This is a genomic window from Myxococcales bacterium (genome assembly GCA_016712525.1).
Classification (GTDB): Bacteria; Myxococcota_A; Polyangia; order Polyangiales; family Polyangiaceae; genus JAAFHV01.
The window spans coordinates 1,613,703-1,630,137 of record JADJQX010000007.1 but is presented as its reverse complement, the minus strand read 5'-3'; the positions used below and the strand labels follow the sequence as shown (position 1 = coordinate 1,630,137).

At 69.9% G+C, this 16,435-nt stretch carries 12 protein-coding genes and 1 tRNA gene; 6 read left to right on the top strand and 7 right to left on the bottom strand.

Annotation, left to right across the window (positions count from 1 at the left end; all coding sequences use genetic code 11):
* Nucleotides 1–8: 8 nt before the first annotated feature.
* The 4 genes from pdhA to IPK71_23975 all read right to left on the bottom strand — a co-directional run bounded on the left by pdhA (nt 9) and on the right by IPK71_23975 (nt 4,527).
* Nucleotides 9–1,019 (bottom strand): pyruvate dehydrogenase (acetyl-transferring) E1 component subunit alpha, encoded by a 1,011-nt coding sequence (pdhA, locus tag IPK71_23990; GenBank protein ID MBK8216798.1) that lies wholly within the window; start codon nt 1,017–1,019, stop codon nt 9–11.
* A gap of 277 nt (nt 1,020–1,296) precedes the next feature.
* Complete coding sequence (locus IPK71_23985) at nt 1,297–2,436, bottom strand: serine/threonine protein kinase (GenBank protein MBK8216797.1); 1,140 nt, start codon at nt 2,434–2,436, stop codon at nt 1,297–1,299.
* 4 nt (nt 2,437–2,440) lie between these two features.
* Entirely contained in the window at nt 2,441–3,472 is a 1,032-nt protein-coding gene (locus tag IPK71_23980; protein MBK8216796.1) for a dipeptide ABC transporter ATP-binding protein, read from the bottom strand.
* The gene (locus IPK71_23975; GenBank protein ID MBK8216795.1) at nt 3,469–4,527 is read right to left on the bottom strand and encodes an ABC transporter ATP-binding protein; all 1,059 of its coding nucleotides are present in this window, start codon (nt 4,525–4,527) and stop codon (nt 3,469–3,471) included. Before IPK71_23975 ends, IPK71_23980 begins: the two co-directional genes overlap by 4 nt.
* Before the next feature lie 82 nt (nt 4,528–4,609).
* Here IPK71_23975 and IPK71_23970 point away from each other — a divergent pair, with 82 nt between their 5' ends.
* The 4 genes from IPK71_23970 (at nt 4,610) to IPK71_23955 (ending at nt 9,881) form a co-directional block, all read left to right on the top strand.
* Nucleotides 4,610–5,356: a hypothetical protein gene (locus IPK71_23970; GenBank protein MBK8216794.1), complete on the top strand. Its 747-nt coding sequence runs from the start codon at nt 4,610–4,612 to the stop codon at nt 5,354–5,356.
* A gap of 364 nt (nt 5,357–5,720) precedes the next feature.
* Nucleotides 5,721–6,038, top strand: coding sequence for a hypothetical protein (locus IPK71_23965; protein MBK8216793.1), 318 nt, complete (start codon nt 5,721–5,723; stop codon nt 6,036–6,038).
* A 96-nt stretch (nt 6,039–6,134) separates the two neighbouring features.
* Entirely contained in the window at nt 6,135–8,423 is a 2,289-nt protein-coding gene (locus tag IPK71_23960; protein ID MBK8216792.1) for a serine protein kinase PrkA, read from the top strand.
* Nucleotides 8,424–8,438: 15 nt separating this feature from the next.
* On the top strand, nt 8,439–9,881 hold the full coding sequence (locus IPK71_23955; protein ID MBK8216791.1) for an MATE family efflux transporter: 1,443 nt from the start codon (nt 8,439–8,441) through the stop codon (nt 9,879–9,881).
* Here IPK71_23955 and IPK71_23950 read toward each other — a convergent pair.
* Nucleotides 9,783–10,319, bottom strand: a complete 537-nt coding sequence (locus IPK71_23950; protein ID MBK8216790.1) for a hypothetical protein — start codon at nt 10,317–10,319, stop codon at nt 9,783–9,785. The genes IPK71_23955 and IPK71_23950 overlap by 99 nt on opposite strands.
* Nucleotides 10,320–10,397: 78 nt before the next feature.
* Here IPK71_23950 and IPK71_23945 point away from each other — a divergent pair, with 78 nt between their 5' ends.
* Nucleotides 10,398–11,195, top strand: coding sequence for a TatD family hydrolase (locus IPK71_23945; GenBank protein MBK8216789.1), 798 nt, complete (start codon nt 10,398–10,400; stop codon nt 11,193–11,195).
* A gap of 33 nt (nt 11,196–11,228) precedes the next feature.
* A complete protein-coding gene (locus IPK71_23940; GenBank protein MBK8216788.1) occupies nt 11,229–12,527 on the top strand; it encodes a TonB family protein in 1,299 nt (432 codons plus the stop codon).
* A gap of 44 nt (nt 12,528–12,571) precedes the next feature.
* On the opposite strand, the gene IPK71_23935 is transcribed toward IPK71_23940, so the two are convergent.
* A tRNA-Met gene (locus tag IPK71_23935) sits at nt 12,572–12,645 on the bottom strand.
* Nucleotides 12,646–12,696: 51 nt separating this feature from the next.
* A complete protein-coding gene (locus IPK71_23930) occupies nt 12,697–16,413 on the bottom strand; it encodes a S8 family serine peptidase (GenBank protein MBK8216787.1) in 3,717 nt (1,238 codons plus the stop codon).
* Nucleotides 16,414–16,435: the final 22 nt, after the last annotated feature.

Sequence of the window (16,435 nt, the reverse complement as noted above, 5' to 3'; positions counted from 1 at the left end):
AGGTCCTCTCAGGCGGCGAACGGGCCGTCGTAGGTGGTGGGCTCGAGCACGCTAGCGTCGGGCTCGGGGCTCTCTTCGGCGAACTTCACCGCGTCCTTCACCTCGGTCTCGACCTCGGCGTCGATCGCGGAGACGCGCTCCTCGCCGATCATGGTGAGGAGGTCGCGGCGAGCGAGCAGGATGGGATCGCGGCGCTTGTGCTCCTCGACCTCGCTCGACGTGCGGTACTTCGCGGGGTCGCTCATGCTGTGCCCGCGGAACCTGTAGGTGCGCACCTCGATCACGGTGGGCTGCGACTCTTCGCGCGCGCGCTTCACCGCCGCGGCGATGCGGTGCTCGACGAGGCTCACGTCGTCGGCGAAGAAGCGGTCCCGCTCGACGCCGTAGCCGAGCGCCTTCAGCGACGTGTCCTCGACCGACATGCTGCGCGAGAGCGGCGTGCCCATCGAGTACTCGTTGTTCTCGCAGATGAACACGATCGGGAGCTTCCACAGCGCCGCGAGCGAGACGCCCTCGTGGAAGCCGCCGATGGAGACCGCACCCTCGCCGTAGAAGCAGAGGGTCACGCGCCCGTCGCCGCGGTACTTCGACGCGAACGCCGCGCCGGCCGCGAGCGGGATGTGCGCCCCGACGATGCCGTAGCCGCCGAGCATGTTGTTGGCCGCGTCGAACATGTGCATCGAGCCGCCGAGGCCCTTCGAGCATCCGGTCTTTTTGCCGTAGAGCTCGGCCATCATGGCCTTCGCGCTCATGCCCTTCGCGATCGCCATGCCGTGATCGCGGTAGGTCGTGACGACGTAGTCCTCCGGGCGGAGGGCCGCGCACGCGCCGACCGCGACGGCCTCTTGCCCGATATAGAGGTGCAAAAATCCGCCGATCTTCCCCTGCGCGTACGCGCGCGCGGCCTCTTCTTCGAGCCGGCGAATGAGGAACATTTGCCGATAGAGCTCGGCGAGGTGCTCCGGCGAAGGAGGCGGGACCACCGTGTTCGGGGGCGGGATGGAGGGCGATTCGCTCATGTCGGCGGGGCTCCTTGAAGGGCGTAACTCATTTCAGAGGTACGCGCGTTCCCATAGCTCAATTCCCATGGAAGATTCAAACGTGTACCGATGACGCTTCGCGACACGGGTCCACCCGCCGTCGGTGCGGCGTGGCGGCGATCGCGAGGCCGGCAACGCGGACGGCATCGGGACGAGAGCCTCGTTCCTAGCAGGCCCCCATGGGCCCTTCGCTAGCAAAATGTCACGAAAAACACCGCCACGGTGCGTCGTAACGAAGGCTGAGGTCGCGTGCGCGTCAGGGAGATTCGGGGCCGCCGTCGGGCTCGGACGCGGGCGCCTGGGGAGGGGGCGTGGCGTCGGCGCCCTTGGGCTCTTGGGGCTTCGGTGGGGGTTTGACCGCGTGAGGCTTCGGCTTGGGCAATGGCTTGGTCGGGGGCTCGTCGGAAGCGGGCGGACCGGGGGTTTTTTGGCCCGTCGCGCGCGTGAGCACGATGGCGGCGAGGCCCATCACGATCACGAGCCCGAGGAGGACGGAGAGAGAGCGCCCGGGCCGCGCCTCGCGCCTCGCGGACGGGACCGTGGGTGCGATCGCGCTCGACCCGAGGGCCGCCTCGAGCGCGTCGGCGAGCTCCGTGCACGAGCCGAAACGCGCCGCCGGATCCTTCGCCATGCCTCGCCGGAGCACGGCCGTCGCCTGGTTGGCGGCTTCGCGTGGGAGATCATGTCGGGTGACCTCGGCGGGGGTGCTCTGGCCGATCTGCGCGGCCACGCTGATGAGATCGTCGCCCGGGAACGCGCGCTCGCCGGTGAGGGCCTCGTACACGGTCGCGGCGAGCGAGAACTGATCGGCCTTCGGCGACGGGCTCGGGTCCTTCCCTCGGAGCACCTCGGGGGCGGCGTACGCCGGCGTGCCGACGACGCCCATGCCCGTCCGTGTGACGCTCGCGTCGGGCACACGGGCGATGCCGAAGTCGCCGATCTTCGCGCCGAAAGGAGCGAGGAAGACGTTCTCGGGTTTGACGTCGCGATGCAGGACGCCCGCGTCGTGGGCCGCGTCGAGCGCGCTGCCGAGCTCCTTCGCGAGCCGCACGACGTCGGGCAACGTGAGCGGACCCTTCTCGAGGCGCGCGCGCAGGGACGGCCCGTCGACGTGCTCGAAGACGAGGTAGAGGCCGACCTCGGGGTCGTCGCCCATGTCGTGCAGCACGACGACGTTCGGGTGCGTGACGAGGGCCGCCGCGCGCGCTTCGATGCGGAGCCGCGCGTCGAGGTGGGCGCGCGCCTCGGCGCCGAGCCCGAGGTCGTCGCGGAGCACCTTGATGGCCACCTTACGCCCGAGCACGCCGTCGGTGGCCAGGAACACCCGCCCCATGCCTCCCTCGCCGAGGATCCGCAGGTCCGAATAGCGCCCGAGCGAGCGACCCTCGAGGCTCACGCGCTCAGCCGTCCGTGTGGGGGTTCCAGCAGGCGACCCGGTGGCCCGAGCCGAGCACGGCCTCGGCGAACGGCGGCGCCTCTTTTTTGCAGGCCGAGACCGCGCGAGGGCACCGCGGATGGAACGCGCACCCGTCGGGAGGATCGATGGGGGACGGCACGTCTCCCTCGAGCAACACGCGGAGCCGCTTGCGGTCCGGGTCGGGCACGGGGGACGAGCCGAGCAGCGCGCGCGTGTACGGGTGCAGCGGACCGCCGTAGAGCTTCTCGACCGGCGCCTGCTCCACGATGTGCCCGAGGTACATCACGCACACCCGATGGCTGATGTGCTCGACGACCTTGAGGTCGTGAGAGATGAACAAGAAGGCGACGCCGAGCTCGTCTTGCAAGTCCAAGAGAAGATTGACGATTTGCGCCTGGATGGACACGTCGAGCGCGCTGATGGGCTCGTCGCACACGATGAACTCGGGCTGCACGGCGAGCGCGCGCGCGATGCCGACCCGCTGGCGTTGCCCTCCCGAGAACTCGTGCGGGTAGCGCCCCATGTGCTCGGGCCGCAATCCGACCTTCTTCAGGAGGTCGGCCACCATCGTCTCTTCGTCGCTTCGGGTCGCCGCGAGGCCGTGGATCCGTATGGCCTCCGCCACGATCTCGCGGACGGTCATGCGCGGGTTCAGGCTGGAGTATGGGTCTTGAAAGATGATTTGCATCTTTCGCCGGAGCGGCCGGAGCGCGGACTGCGAGAGGGTCGCGATGTCGCGGCCGTCGTAGATGATGCGGCCGTACGACGGGTCGACGAGGCGAAGCAGGAGGCGCCCGAGCGTGCTCTTTCCGCACCCGCTCTCGCCCACGAGCCCCAAGGTCTCGCCTCGGCGGACGCGGATGCTCACGTCGTCGACGGCGCGGAGCACTCGCTCGCCGCGCGAGAAGAGCCCTCCACCCACGGGGTAGTACTTCGACAGGTGCTCGGTCGCCACGAGCGTGCGGCGCTTCTCGTCGGCCTTGTCGGCGGTTTGGTGGGTTGAAGGTTGGCTCATGGCGTGGCGTCGGTCGCGAAGCGAGAGGGCACGGGGAGCTCGGACGCTCGAAAACAGCGCGAAAATCGCCCCGCGCGCCCGGGGAACGCGCCCTCCTCGGGGGAGCCCTCGAGCGCGCGGAGCTCGGGCTCCTCTTTTCGGCACGCGTCGACGACGAGCGGACAGCGATCGGCGAAGCGGCACCCGGAGGGCAGCTTGGAGAGATCGGGGACGAGGCCCTCGATCGTTCGCAGGCGGGCGCGCCGAGCGGGCCGCGGGCCGTCGACGTGCGTCGGCAACGACTCGAGCAGCCCGAGCGTGTACGGGTGCTTCGGCGAGCGAAAGAGGTCGCGGACCGGGGCGCTCTCGACGACCCGCCCGCCGTACATGACGACGACGTGGTGAGTGTACTCTGCAACTACACCGAGGTCGTGCGTGATGAGCACGATGCTCATGCCGAGCTTCCCTTGGAGGTCCTTCAAGAGCTCGAGGATCTGCGCCTGGATCGTGACGTCGAGGGCCGTGGTCGGCTCGTCGGCCAGGAGGAGCTTCGGCTCGCACGCGAGCGCCATCGCGATCATGACGCGCTGGCGCATGCCGCCGGAGAGCTGGTGTGGGTACGCGTCGACGTTCTCTTCGGGCGAGTGGATCCCGACGAGGCGGAGCATGTCGATCGCGCGCTCCCGGGCCTTTCGCTTCGGCACGTCTTGGTGGAGCACGATCGCCTCGACGATCTGATCCCCGACCGTGTAGACGGGGTTCAGGCTCGTCATGGGCTCCTGGAAGATCATCGAAATGTCGTTCCCGCGCACCTCGCGCATAGCGCGCTCGTCGAGGGTCGTGAGATCCTTCCCGAAGAGCTCCACGGAGCCCCGCGCGATCTTCCCGATGCCCTCCGGGAGGAGGCGGAGGATCGAGAGGGCGGTGACGCTCTTGCCGCAGCCGCTCTCGCCCACGATGCCGAGGGTCTTGCCCTTCGGGACGTGAAAGGAGACGTCGTCGATGGCGCGGAGGGTGCCCTCGTCCGTTTCGAAGGTGGTGGTGAGGCCGCGGACGTCGAGCATGAACGGCGCCATCATAGGCCGACTCGCCGTCGTCCGGGGAACGCTTCCGCGGCTTTTTTCGGAGCGCTCCGGCCTTCGGGCGTATGATCGGGGCGTGTCCCTGCACGCCCATGCCTCGCTCCCTCTCTCCGAGAAGCCGGCCCCCATCTCGATCTCGTTCGGCGCGGCGCTCGTCGCCATCGCGGCGCTCACGTCGTCGTGCGCGCCCCGCGAGCGCATGTGCGCCGTCGACGACCCGTGCTCACCGGGCCTCGCCTGTGTGACGGGGCGCTGCGTCCCTCCCAAAGGGGCCGTGCGGCTCTTCGAGGTCGACGACGCCGGCGCGCCCGTCGTGAAGCGTAGGGTCTACGCCGCGAGCGACGTCGCGTGGGTCGGGGGAGCTTCGGCCGACCTCCCTCCAGGGGCCCTCCCCGAGACGGTCGGGTTCGGCGCGAGGGGTGGCGGGACGCTCCTCCTCCGCTTCGAAGGTGTGGTGCCTCCGTCGGATCTCGTCGAGGCCTACGTTGTGCTCCGGCGCGCCCAAGGCACGGACGCACCGGCAGCCCCGGTCCTCCTCGAGGCGAGGCGGATCGAGGAGCCATGGGACTCACGCACGCTCGTCGCGTCGCGTGCGCCTCGGCTCGGAGACGTGCTCACGCCGACGACCCGCGCGCTCCCCGTCTCGGGCGACGTGGTGCGGATCGACGTGCGCGAGATCGTGGCCGCGCTCGGAAAGAAGCGCGTCAACGACCATGGCATCGGCATCGTCGCGGAGGTCCGCGATGGCACTCCGCTCTACGTCGCCCTCGTGCCCGCGCGAGGGGCGCAGAAGGGCCCCGAGCTCGAGATCTACGCGCGCTGACACGCGATACAGGGCCGCGCGCCGTCAAGGGGGTGGGGGGAAAACTTCCCACCCCGGGGAACGAAGGATCCACAAATTCCCCTACGATTCCGCAAAGTTCCGTGTGTAGTTGTCTCTCCTACCAAAACGCGATCGAATCGTCCTGACCCTGAATAGCCCTCGGAAGCCTCCGTCTGACCCCATGCGTCCGAGTGGCGCGCCTTAGGTGCAAAGCTTGCCGGAGCTGCTGGCCGGTATCCCACGCGGCTCCGTCCGCACCTTTCGAGCTCGTCACCGACGAGCTTGGCCCTTGACCCCGCTCCCCCTTCGAGGGGACGCTAATCGAACGACAAAGCTTCCTCTGAGAGGCGAAGGAGAGAGAACGATGCGACTTCCGAAGATCCTTGGCGCGGCGTGTGCGATTTCCGGTCTCCTCGTCGCGTTCGGCGCGAGCGCGGGCGGAGAGAACTACTCGGTCGCGGCCGGCGGCGGCAAAGTCACGGTGACCCCCAAGGGCGCGTGGCACATCAACAAGGACTTCCCCTGGAAGCTCAAGTGCGGCGGCACCACGCTCGACAAGTCGAAGTTCTCCCTCTCGGAGACGTCGGCCTCGGTGTCGGGTGGCTCGGGCGCGTGCGAGCTCAAGGGCGCCCTCTGCTCGGGCGACAAGTGCGAGCCGTTCTCGGCGAACGTCAGCCTCTGATCGTCCCGCGCCGTTCGGCGTCACGAAGGCATCGCATGCTCGGCATGCGGTGCTTTCGTGCTTTGTGAGCCCGGGTCGCTACCGTACCTTTCTCGCATGACGAACGACGATCGTGGGCCGGGCGCCGCCGAGCTCGCGAAGGTTGCCGAGAGTGTCAAGCGTCGCTACGACGAGGGCCGCTGGGTGCTCTCGTTCGACGAGTACCTCGAGCTCTTCGCCGAGGACCCGGTGCGCCACGCGCGCGACGCGAGCCGGTACGTGCGCGACGTCTTCGACCACTACGGGACGACGACCGTGCGCCACCCGTGGGGGGAGCACACCCGGTACAACTTGTTCGACCTGCCGTTCGAGGACGCCGGCGGCGCAGGGCACGCCGACTCGATCGCGGCTCGCCGCGCGGGGCTCGTAGGGCAGGAGCCCGTTCAAGAAGAGATGTACCGCGCGCTCTCGAATTTCGCGCGGGAGGGCCGGCCGAATCGGCTCGTGCTTCTCCACGGGCCGAACGGCTCGGCGAAGAGCACCCTCACGGGGTGCATCTTGCGTGCGCTCGAGCACTACTCGACCCTCCCCGAAGGGGCGCTCTACACGTACAGCTGGGTGTTCCCCTCGTCGAAGACCACCCGCCAGACCCTCGGGTTCGGCGGAGGCCGAGACGACGGCCCGCGGCCGCAGGTGAAGAGCTACGCCCACCTCGCCGACGACGAGCTCGACGCCAAGTTGCTCGTCGAGGTGCGGGATCATCCGCTCTTCCTCGTGCCGATCGAGGAGCGGCGCGCGCTCGTGACGAGGCTCACCGAGAAGGCCTACCCGAGTGGCATTCCGGAGCCCTTCGCCGACTGGTTCTCGCGCGGTCGGCTCTGCCACAAGAGCCAGCAGATCTTCGACGCGCTGCTCGCGAGCTACAAGGGCTCCTACCGCGACGTGCTGAAGCACGTCCGCGTCGAGCGCTACTTCATCTCGCACAGGTACCGCACGGGCGCCGTGACGATCGGCCCTCAGATGAGCGTCGACGCGGCCGAGCGCCAGGTCACCGCGGACCGGTCGCTCTCGGCGCTGCCGGCGTCGCTCCAGGCGCTGTCGCTCTACGAAGCGAAGGGCGAGCTCGTCGAAGCGGCGGGCGGCGTGCTCGAGTTCTCGGACCTGCTGAAGCGCCCGCTGGACACCTTCAAGTACCTGCAACTCAGCGTAGAGACTCAGGAAGTTAGCCTCACGCAGCAGAACGTCCAGCTCAACTGCGTCATGCTCGGGAGCGCGAACGAGCTCCACCTCGACGCCTTCCGCGAGCACCCGGAGTTCCCGAGCTTCCGCGGTCGGCTCGAGCTCGTGCGCACGCCTTACCTGCGGAGCCACGTCCACGAGAAGGCCATCTACGACACGCACGTCGCTCCCCAAGTGCAAAAACACGTCGCGCCCCACGCGACGGCCATGGCCGCCGAGTTCGCCGTGCTCACCCGCATGAAGAAGGCCGATCCCGAGAACCTCCCGAAGGCGCTCGGAGCCGCGGCGCTCGGCCTCTCGGCGGTCGAGAAGATGGACCTCTACGCGACCGGGAAGGTCCCGCAGCGCCTCGACGACGACACCGCCAAGGTGCTCCGTCAGGGCGTGCGCGCCCTCTTCGACGAGAGCGCCGATTCGGTCGCGTACGAGGGGCGGGTCGGGGCGAGCCCGCGCGAGATGCGTGTGCTCTTGCTCGACGCCGCGCAGTCGCAGGCGCACGCGTGCCTCTCCCCTTTGGCCGTTCTGAAGGAGCTCGAGGCCTTGTGCGCCCGCAAGGAAGAGTTCGAGTGGCTCGCGCTCGACGCGAAGGAGGGGGGCTACCACGACGTGAAGCTCTTCTTGGCCGAGCTCCGTGAGCGCCTCTCGTCGGCGTGGGAGCACGAGATGTACGCGGCGAGCGGCGTCGTCGAGGAGGGCCGTTACGAGGAGCTCTTCGAGCGGTACGTGCAGCACGTGAGCGTGTGGGTGAAGCGCGAGCGCATCCGGAACAAGGTGACCGGTGAGCTCGAGGAGCCCGACGAGAACATGATGCGCGAGGTCGAGAAGCTGCTCGATCTCAAGGGGGACGCGGCCGAGGCTCGGCGCGGCGTCATCGGGGCGATCGCGGCCTGGGCCATCGATCACCCCGGAGAGAAGATCGATCCCAAGGTGGTCTTCCCGGGCAGCATCGCGCGCATGCGCGACGCGGTCTTCGCCGGCAAGCGCGGGGTCATCGTGAAGCTCGTCCGCGACATCACGACGTTCGTCCGCGACGGTGGGAGCGGCCTCGACGACGCGCGGCGCGCCGAGGTGCGGGGTGTCCTCGATCGCCTCGCGTCCATGTTCGGTTACTGCGACGCGTGCGCGGCCGACGCGGCGGCATCGTTGGCGGCCACGCGCTTCGCCTGATCGGTCTCGAGCCCCTTGAGCACCGACGCCCTCGCGCGTGACGTGCGCCGCATCGCCTGGCCGGCGATCGTGAGCTCGCTCCTCCAGACCCTCGTCTTCGTGGTCGATCGCGTGATGCTCGGGCATCACGGGGCCGCTTCGCTCGCGGGGATGCAGATCGCAGGACCCCTCGAGTGGTCGATCTTCAGCGTCGTGTCGGCGTTCGAGGTGGGCGCGCTCGCTCGCGTGGGCCTCCATGTGGGGGCGGGTAGGAAGAAAGAAGCGCGGAGGGTCACCGTGGTCTCGCTCGCCCTCGCGCTCGTGTCGGGGGTCGCCCTCGCCCTCGCGACGCCGCTCGTGCTCCGCGCGGTCTCCGCGACGGCGCCGCTCTCGTCGCCCGAGGCGGTGCGCGAGGCGACCCGCTACCTCGGCGTGATGCTGCCGGCGTCGCCCGTCGTGTTCGTCTCCACCGCGGCCATCGCCGTGTTTCAAGGCCGAGGCGACACGCGCACGCCGCTCGTCGTGGGCGGCCTCGTGAACGTGCTCCACGTCGCCCAGAACCGCGTGCTCGTCCTCGGAGCGCTCGGGGTCCCTGCGCTCGGGGCGCTCGGGGCGGGGCTCAGCACGGCGCTCTCGTTCACGCTCCAGTCGGCCGTGCTGCTCGTGCTCCTGCGACGAAAGCTCCGCGAGGACGACCCCGACGCGTCGCTCTTCGAGGGGCTGCGCGGCGAGGTGCGGCCCCTCGTGCGCGTCGGGGCTCCGGCCTTCGGGGAGCGCGTCGTCTACCACGTCGGTTACCTCGGGTACGCGGGCATGGTGGCCCTGCTGGGCGACACCGCGATGGCCGCGAACCAGGCGCTCATCAGCGTCGAGTCCGTGTGTTTCCTCTCGGCAGACGGGTTCGGGATCGCGGCCGCCGCGCTCGTCGCTCAGCGCCTCGGGCGAGGCGAGCCGGAGGAGGGGGCTCGCGCCGCGCGCATCGCCACGACCTACGCGGTGCTCACCCTCACGGGGCTCGGTGCGCTCTCGTTCCTCGCGCGTGGGCTCGTGCTCCCCGCGTTCTGCGACGATCCGAAGGTGCTCGCGGCGGGCCTCGCGACGATGCCGGTGCTCGTGCTCGCCCAGCCGTTCATGGCGGTCGGCGTGGTGCGCGCTCAGGCCCTACGAGGGGCGGGGGCTACCGGGAAGGCGCTCGGCGTGAGCCTCGTGGGAGCGCTCTTCGTGCGGCTCGTCGGGACCTGGGTGTTCGCCTACGCGCTCGGCCTCGGGCTCGTCGGAATATGGCTCGGCTCCACGCTCGATTGGATCGTGCGGACGGCGCTCTTCGCGTTCGTGCGCCTCCCGCGTGCGAAGGCAAAAAAGTCATTAGGTTCCGATGGTTTAGGCGCTTCGACTGGCGAGGAGCGCCTCGAGCCTGGCTCTCCCGCTCCGCACGCCGAAGAGCGCGCTCCCGTCGATCGCGAGGGCCGGGCCGAGTGACGTCCCCGAGAGGATGCAGGTGACGAGCAGCGCCGGGATCGCGAGGCCTTCGGTCTCGTGGACGACGAAGAGGCGCGGGCAACGCGCCGCGAGCGTCGCGAGACCGCCGCCGTGGCCGCCCTCGAGGGACCTCTCGATGGCGAAGGCGCGTTCGTGATCCTCCGCGCTCGCGGGGCGCACCTCGACGGGCACGGTGCCGGAGACCTCGGCGCGGTGCACCATCACGAAGGTGAGATCGTGCGTGGGAGCCACGCCCACCTTCTCGACCGAGAACCCGAGCTTCGTGTCGAAGAAGCGCGAGGCATAGGCGCGCAGCGTCGGCAGATCGAACGGGAGCGGCTTCTCCTGACCGAAGACCCAATAGCCTCGCTCGGGGCTCGGGACGTAGGCTCCCGCGGCGAGGTGCCCCGTTGCGTCGAGCAGCGCGTTCGTCGTCACGCGCCGAGCGTAGAGCGAGAGGGGCCCTCTCGTCTCGTGCGATGGCCCGGGGCGCTCGGGTTTGGTATCTGAGGCGCCATGTCCCGTCGTCTCGTCGACACGCACTGCCACCTCGACCCTCAGTACCTGCCCGGGGGGCCGGGCGACGTCCTCGCGCGGGCCGACGCGGCGGGGGTGGGTGGTTTCGTCACCATCGGTGTCGGTCGGGACACCCGCGCGGCGATCGACGCCGTCGCGCTCGCCGAGTCGAGGCCCGCGACGATCGCCGCGACCGTCGGGGTCCACCCTCACGACGCCGCCGGGTGCGACGACGCGACGTTCGACGTGATCTCCGAGCTGGCGCGGCGCGAGGTCGTGGTGGCCGTGGGAGAGATCGGCCTCGACTACCACTACGACCACTCGCCCCGCGCCACGCAGCGCGAGGTCTTCGCGCGGTTCGTGGGGCTCGCCCGCGCGCTTCGCAAGCCCATCGTCGTGCACACCCGGGAGGCCGCCGCCGATACCCTCGACGTGCTCGAGGCCGAGGGCGCGAGCGACGTGGGCGGCATCATCCACTGCTTCAGCGAGGACCGCGCCTTCGCCGCGAGGGCCCTCGACATGGGGTTCTATCTGTCGTTCTCGGGCATCGTGACGTTCAAGTCGGCGACGAGCGTGCACGACGTCGGCGCTTGGGCGCCCCGCGATCGCATCCTGGTCGAGACGGACGCTCCTTACCTGGCTCCGATCCCGTTTCGCGGAAAACCGTGTGAGCCCGCGCACTTACCCCACACGGCTCGTCGCCTCGCCGAGCTGCGAAAGGTCGCCCCCGAGGACGTGGCCGAAGCCACCACCCGAAACGCGGAGGCCGTGTTTCGCCGAGTGTTCGCCGAGGCATAGCGGCGCGCCCAAAGCTTGTTACGCTTTCGAAACGTGGAAGCCGTTCGTCGAGCGCGGGGCATCGGAGGTGTGAGCCTCGTCGTGTCGCTCGTGGCCCACGCGGGAGCTCTCGCGCTCCTCTCGTGGGTGGCGTTCGTGAGCCTCTCGAAGCGCGACGCGGAGCTGCGTGCCGCCCGCGGGCGCGAGATCGAGGTCGGGACGCTCGAGCTCCCGCTCGTCGGGGAGGGGATGATCTCCTCGGACGAGAAGCCCGACCCGCGGGGCGAGCCCCCTCGGCCGTCGGGAGGCGTCACGACCGCGCGGGTCGACGATGGCCGCAAAGGGCACGGGGGCGAGGTCCAGGGCGCCCGCGCGACGAACCTCGCCGACCGTGACGAGAAGCTCTCCTTCGCCGTCGCCAACCCGAGCCACCTCGGCGCCGATCAGGTGCCGCGGATCGACGCGAGCCAGTCGCGGCGGAGCCTCGAGGACCGCCGATCGTCGCGCGAGCCGATGGAGCTCACGTTCCTCTCGCAAGGCCAGCTCGCGCGTCTGGAGCGGCGCGCGCCGTCCCCCACGGATCCGAGCCGTGGCGCTCGAGCCGACGTGGCCCTCGCGAACGTGGTCGGCGGTCACCTCGGGTCGTCCACGCTCGGCGACGAGCTCCGAGGCGACGTCGGCGCGTCGCGCGAGGGTGGGCGCACGGCGAGCCCCGGGCGCGGCGTGGCCGATGGGCGCGAGGGCCAAGATCACCGCGCGGCGGCCGCCGTGGCGCACGCTCGCCCCGACGTCGCCGAGCAGAAGCCGAGCGTGCAGGCGAGCGAACGAGGGCGACCCACGGACGACGTCGACGCCGATCAGAACGTGTCGACCCTCGTGCGCTCCCTCGTTCATGCGAGCGCGCAGGGAGGCCGCGGAGGCGAGGGGCAGGGCGGGAGCGCAGGTCCTGGCGATCCGGGGGCGGGAGGCACACGAGGGCAAGGCTCGACGTCGGCGCCGCTCGGGCTCGGCGACGGAGGCCCGGTCGACTTCAACACGCGCGATCCGCGGCTATTTCCCTACTTTCGCCAGATCCACGCGAAGGTCGACCCGCTGTGGGCCAACGCCTTCCCGAAGAGCGCCCTCTACGATCTCAAGCAGGGCACCGTGATCCTCGAGTTTACGGTGAACGCGGACGGGAGCGTGGTCGTCTCGTGGCCTCCGGCGAGGCCGAGCGGCATCGACGAGTTCGATAGGAACTGCGCCGACGCGATCCGCAGGGCGGCTCCGTTCGGGCCCATCCCGAAGGAGCTCGGCGTCACGCGGCTCCGCATCCGCGCGCCGTTCGAGGCCAAGAACCCTATCGTCAAGTGACGTTCGGGCCGAAATGATGACCGCCCTCACGAGGAGGGCGGTTGTGCCGGAGGAGGGAGTCGAACCCCCGACCTAGCGCGTATGAAACGCCCGCTCTAACCAACTGAGCTACCCCGGCGTGGGTGTTTCTCCTTTTCCACGAAGTGGGTCACCCTGTAAAGCCCCTTCGTCAGCTCGCGCGTCGGCGTCGCCGGATGAGGGCGAGGCCCACGGCGCCGAGGGAGGCCCCGAAGAGGGCGCGGGACACCGGAGACGTGGGCTCGCCCGCCGTCGAGCACGCGCAGCCTCCGCCCGCCGTGAGGATGTCGTCGCCCGGGTCTTGGGGCGGAACGCACGCAGCCGCCTCGAGGGGCCGAGCGGCGCGCTTCGTCACGCCCTGCTCGAGCGGCGTGGCGATGTTGCCGGTGTTCGCGTTGTCGTGGTGGAACGACTCCCACTGCACGACGCCGTCGGTCTTGCCCGGCGTCTTCCAGGCGAAAAGGTAGCCATTTCGAGTACCTACGACCACATCGAGGTTGCGGTCCCCGTCGACGTCGCCGACCGCGGGCGCGGCCGCGATCCAGCCCCCGGTGTGCTTCGGCCAGCCTTGGGCCTCGCGCCCGCACGCGTCGACGGCGTGGAGCATGTAGACGCCCGTGCCCGTGATCACCTCGGGGTAGTCGTCGCCGTTGACGTCGGCTACCGCGTGGTTCGTGAGGAAGCTGAAGTCCTCGATGACGAACGGCATGCCGGGCAGCATGTCGCCCGTCTTCCCGCTCCACGCGGCCAAGAGGTGCTGGGCCTGCTTGGGCGCGACGCTGCCACCCGAGAGCGCGCCGGCGAGGCTGAGCGAAGCGCCCGAGGCGATCACGTCGGGGACGCCGTCTTGGTCGAGGTCGCCGATCGAGGGCTGGCTGAAGAGCGGGAACATGGTGTCGGGGCGCATCGCTTTGCTGTGCTCGCCGAACACGGAGGTCGGCGCGAGCCCACGCCGCTCGGAGCCGTCCTCGTTGCGGACGACGGGGAGGCGCGCGGGAGGCTCTCCGAAGGCGGTCTGAGGCCCCGGATCGGCGGGGAGCACGAGCGGAGAGGCCCCGTTGCCTTGGAAGAGGGCCTCGGCGCGCCCGTCGCCGTCGAAGTCACCGACCGCGGGCGAGCTCGTGACTCCCTCGGCGACCAGCGGGAAGAGGTGGAACGACGTCATCACGGCCGGCCAGTTCGTGAGGTACGGGCCGCCCGGCGCGCGCGTGCCGAGGCCGTTCACCGCGAAGATGGGGCCCGCGTTGCCGCCGCCGCCGATCTCTTCGTTCGAGCCGGTGAAGATCTCGGGGATGCCATCGCCGGTCACGTCCGCGACCGCCGGGGTCGTGAAGATGCGGTTTTTCCGGGCGGCGAGGGGATGGTGCACCTCGACCGGGAAGCCGTCGAGCGGGCTCCCGTCGACCTTGAAGACGTGGACCTTCCCGTCGAAGGCGGCCTGGACGATCTCTTTTTTGCCGTCCTTGTTCATGTCGACGACGACCGGTGAGGCGTAGAGCCCGCGCGCGAGCCCGTTCCGGACGTCCATGCACGGCTCTGGAGCCTTCACGGCCGGGTCGAGGGGGCACGACGGTACGAGCGGCATGCGCTTCGGCCAGCCCGGGAGGTCTTTGCCGCGGCTGTCGATCACGTAGAGCGTGCCCGGGTACGAGACGAAGACGATCTCCTGCTTTCCGTCGCCGTCGAGGTCGGCGATGGCGGGAGCCGACATGATGGCCTCGTGGATGTTCGACGGCACGATGCCCGACGTCTGCGACTGGGCGTACGCGGGCGCCGTGAGGTAGCTCGGCACGGCCGGATCGCCCGGATCTTGGGCGAGCCCATCGACCACCCGGGTGCGGTACGGGAAGCCGCTCGCCTCGACCGGAGCGCCCGTGCGCATCGAGAGCACGTGGACGAGGCCGTCGGACCCGAGCTGAACGATGTCGCGGAGGCCGTCGCCGTCGATGTCGGCGAGCTTCGGGCTCGCCTCGAGGGAAGTGCCCAAGTACAGCGGAAAACCAGGGAGAAGGTCCTTGTCGCCGCCGTTCTTTTCGTTGGTGATGGTGATGGCGCGCCGAGCCTCGCCGGGCACGTCGTAGCCGGGGTAATGCGCGATGGCGCGCACGCGGATCGTGATGGTGCGGTCGTTCTCGCCCCGCGGGGAGTCCGCGTCACGCGGGTGGGTCGTGTCGATCTGGGAGGGGTCGAGCGCCGCGAGCGGGGCGTCGGCCGTGCCCCCGGAGACGGTCGCGCCGGGCACGTTGGTCTTCTCGGCGACGAGCGGCTTGAAGAGCGTGTCGTCGGGCTCGACGCCGGGAGCCCACTCGACGCGGTAGTCGTACGATGTGGCGCGCCTCGCCGACACGCGGCCCGCGATCGCGACCTGGCCGGGCCCGCGCCCCGCGACGAGCGGCGTGAACCACTCGGGCGAGGTGATGTCGACCTCGGGCGGGATCCGAAGCTCGTCGATGGCCTTCATCATGCGCTCGGCGTTCGCGCGCCCGTAGCCGAAGCGCTGGTCCCACCCGGGCTTCGAGAAATAGAGGCGGCCGGACAGCTCGGGATCGGGGCTCCGCGACTCTTCGACGTCGATGTCGTCGGCCTGCATCCGGAAGATCTGGATCGCCTCCTCGGCCGTGAGCTCGATGCCCTTCTGCGCGGCCATCGAGTAGAGGAGCCCGGCGATCCCGGCAGCGCGCCCCGTGGCCTCGCTCGAGCATCGGGTCCCGCTCACGCTCATCGAGAGGTGAGCGCCGTAGTTCGAGCAGGTGTCGTAGTTGAGGAACGTGCTCGACGCGTTCGGGTTGGGGCCGTTGTAGCGAACGGTGTGCACCGTGAGGGTGTGGTTCGCGACGCCCGGCATGTTGTGGTGGCGCGAGTTCTCGTCGGCCATGCTCGCCACGACCACGGCGCCTTTGGTGTAGGCGTAGTCGATCGCGGCCTTCGCGAAGGGCGTCTGGTTGATGGTGCCGAGCGCCTCCTGAACGACCTTCACGCCGAGGTCGGCCGCGTACACCGTGGCCTGCGCAAAGTCGTCGACGTCGGTGATGAAGCTGTCGCCGACGCGGAGCGGGACGAACGTGCACCCGGGGCACACGCCGATCTCGTCGATGCCGTTGTTGCCCTCGGCGGCCGCGTCCCGAGCCTCGCCCGTGCCGTGGCCGTACCGCGTGTCGTCGTAGGGGTTGTTGTCGTCCTTGAAGAAGTCCCACCCTGCGATGTCGTCTTTGTAGCCGTTCGCGTCGTCGTCGACGCCGTCGGAGAAGAGCTCGATGAGGTCTCCGGGATCGAGCACGCAGTTGCGGTTCTGATCGCCCTTTTTGCGGTCGGCCCCGAGCTTCGTGCGGTCTCCGTCGGTGAAGCACTTCTCCCCGGGGACGTCGGGGCTCATGCGGGGGTCGTTCGCGTAGTCGGCGATCGTGAAGAGCCCGTCGCCGTTGCAGTCGTAGCCGGCGAGCGGGCCCTGGCCGCCGCACACCCCGCCGCTCTCGGTCTTCGGCCGCTTCTCGCCGCGGAGCTCGCCTTGGTTCAGGGCGACCTTGTTCACGAGGTCGCGGCTCTCCCAGTGGATGCCCGAGTCCAGCACGGCGATGCGTACGTCGGGGCGGCCCACGGTGAAGGTCCACGCCTTGTCGATGCTCATGCCCGAGGCGCCGAGCTTCTTGTCGGCCGACAGGTAGGGCGGCGTCCCGGGCTGCTGCTCGGGGAGGAACGAGGCGTAGTTCCATCGCGCCGCGTAGTCGTTCGGCCAGTTGGTCTTGTCGCGCATGTCGGCGCCGCGCGCCGGGGGCCACGCCGCACGCGCGTCGTGAGCTCCGATGGTCGTCGCCGAGGCGACGGCGCAGGCGGTGAGGGTAAAGGCACAGAGGGCGCGGCGCGAGAGCATGGCGCGACGCTACCACGCGGAG

Coding starts and splice junctions, on each gene's coding strand:
- pdhA (MBK8216798.1), bottom strand. CDS start 1,019: ATGAGCGAATCGCCCTCCATCCCGCCCCCGAACACGGTGGTCCCGCCT.
- IPK71_23980 (MBK8216796.1), bottom strand. CDS start 3,472: ATGAGCCAACCTTCAACCCACCAAACCGCCGACAAGGCCGACGAGAAG.
- IPK71_23975 (MBK8216795.1), bottom strand. CDS start 4,527: ATGGCGCCGTTCATGCTCGACGTCCGCGGCCTCACCACCACCTTCGAA.
- IPK71_23965 (MBK8216793.1), top strand. CDS start 5,721: ATGCGACTTCCGAAGATCCTTGGCGCGGCGTGTGCGATTTCCGGTCTC.
- IPK71_23960 (MBK8216792.1), top strand. CDS start 6,135: ATGACGAACGACGATCGTGGGCCGGGCGCCGCCGAGCTCGCGAAGGTT.
- IPK71_23945 (MBK8216789.1), top strand. CDS start 10,398: ATGTCCCGTCGTCTCGTCGACACGCACTGCCACCTCGACCCTCAGTAC.
- IPK71_23930 (MBK8216787.1), bottom strand. CDS start 16,413: ATGCTCTCGCGCCGCGCCCTCTGTGCCTTTACCCTCACCGCCTGCGCC.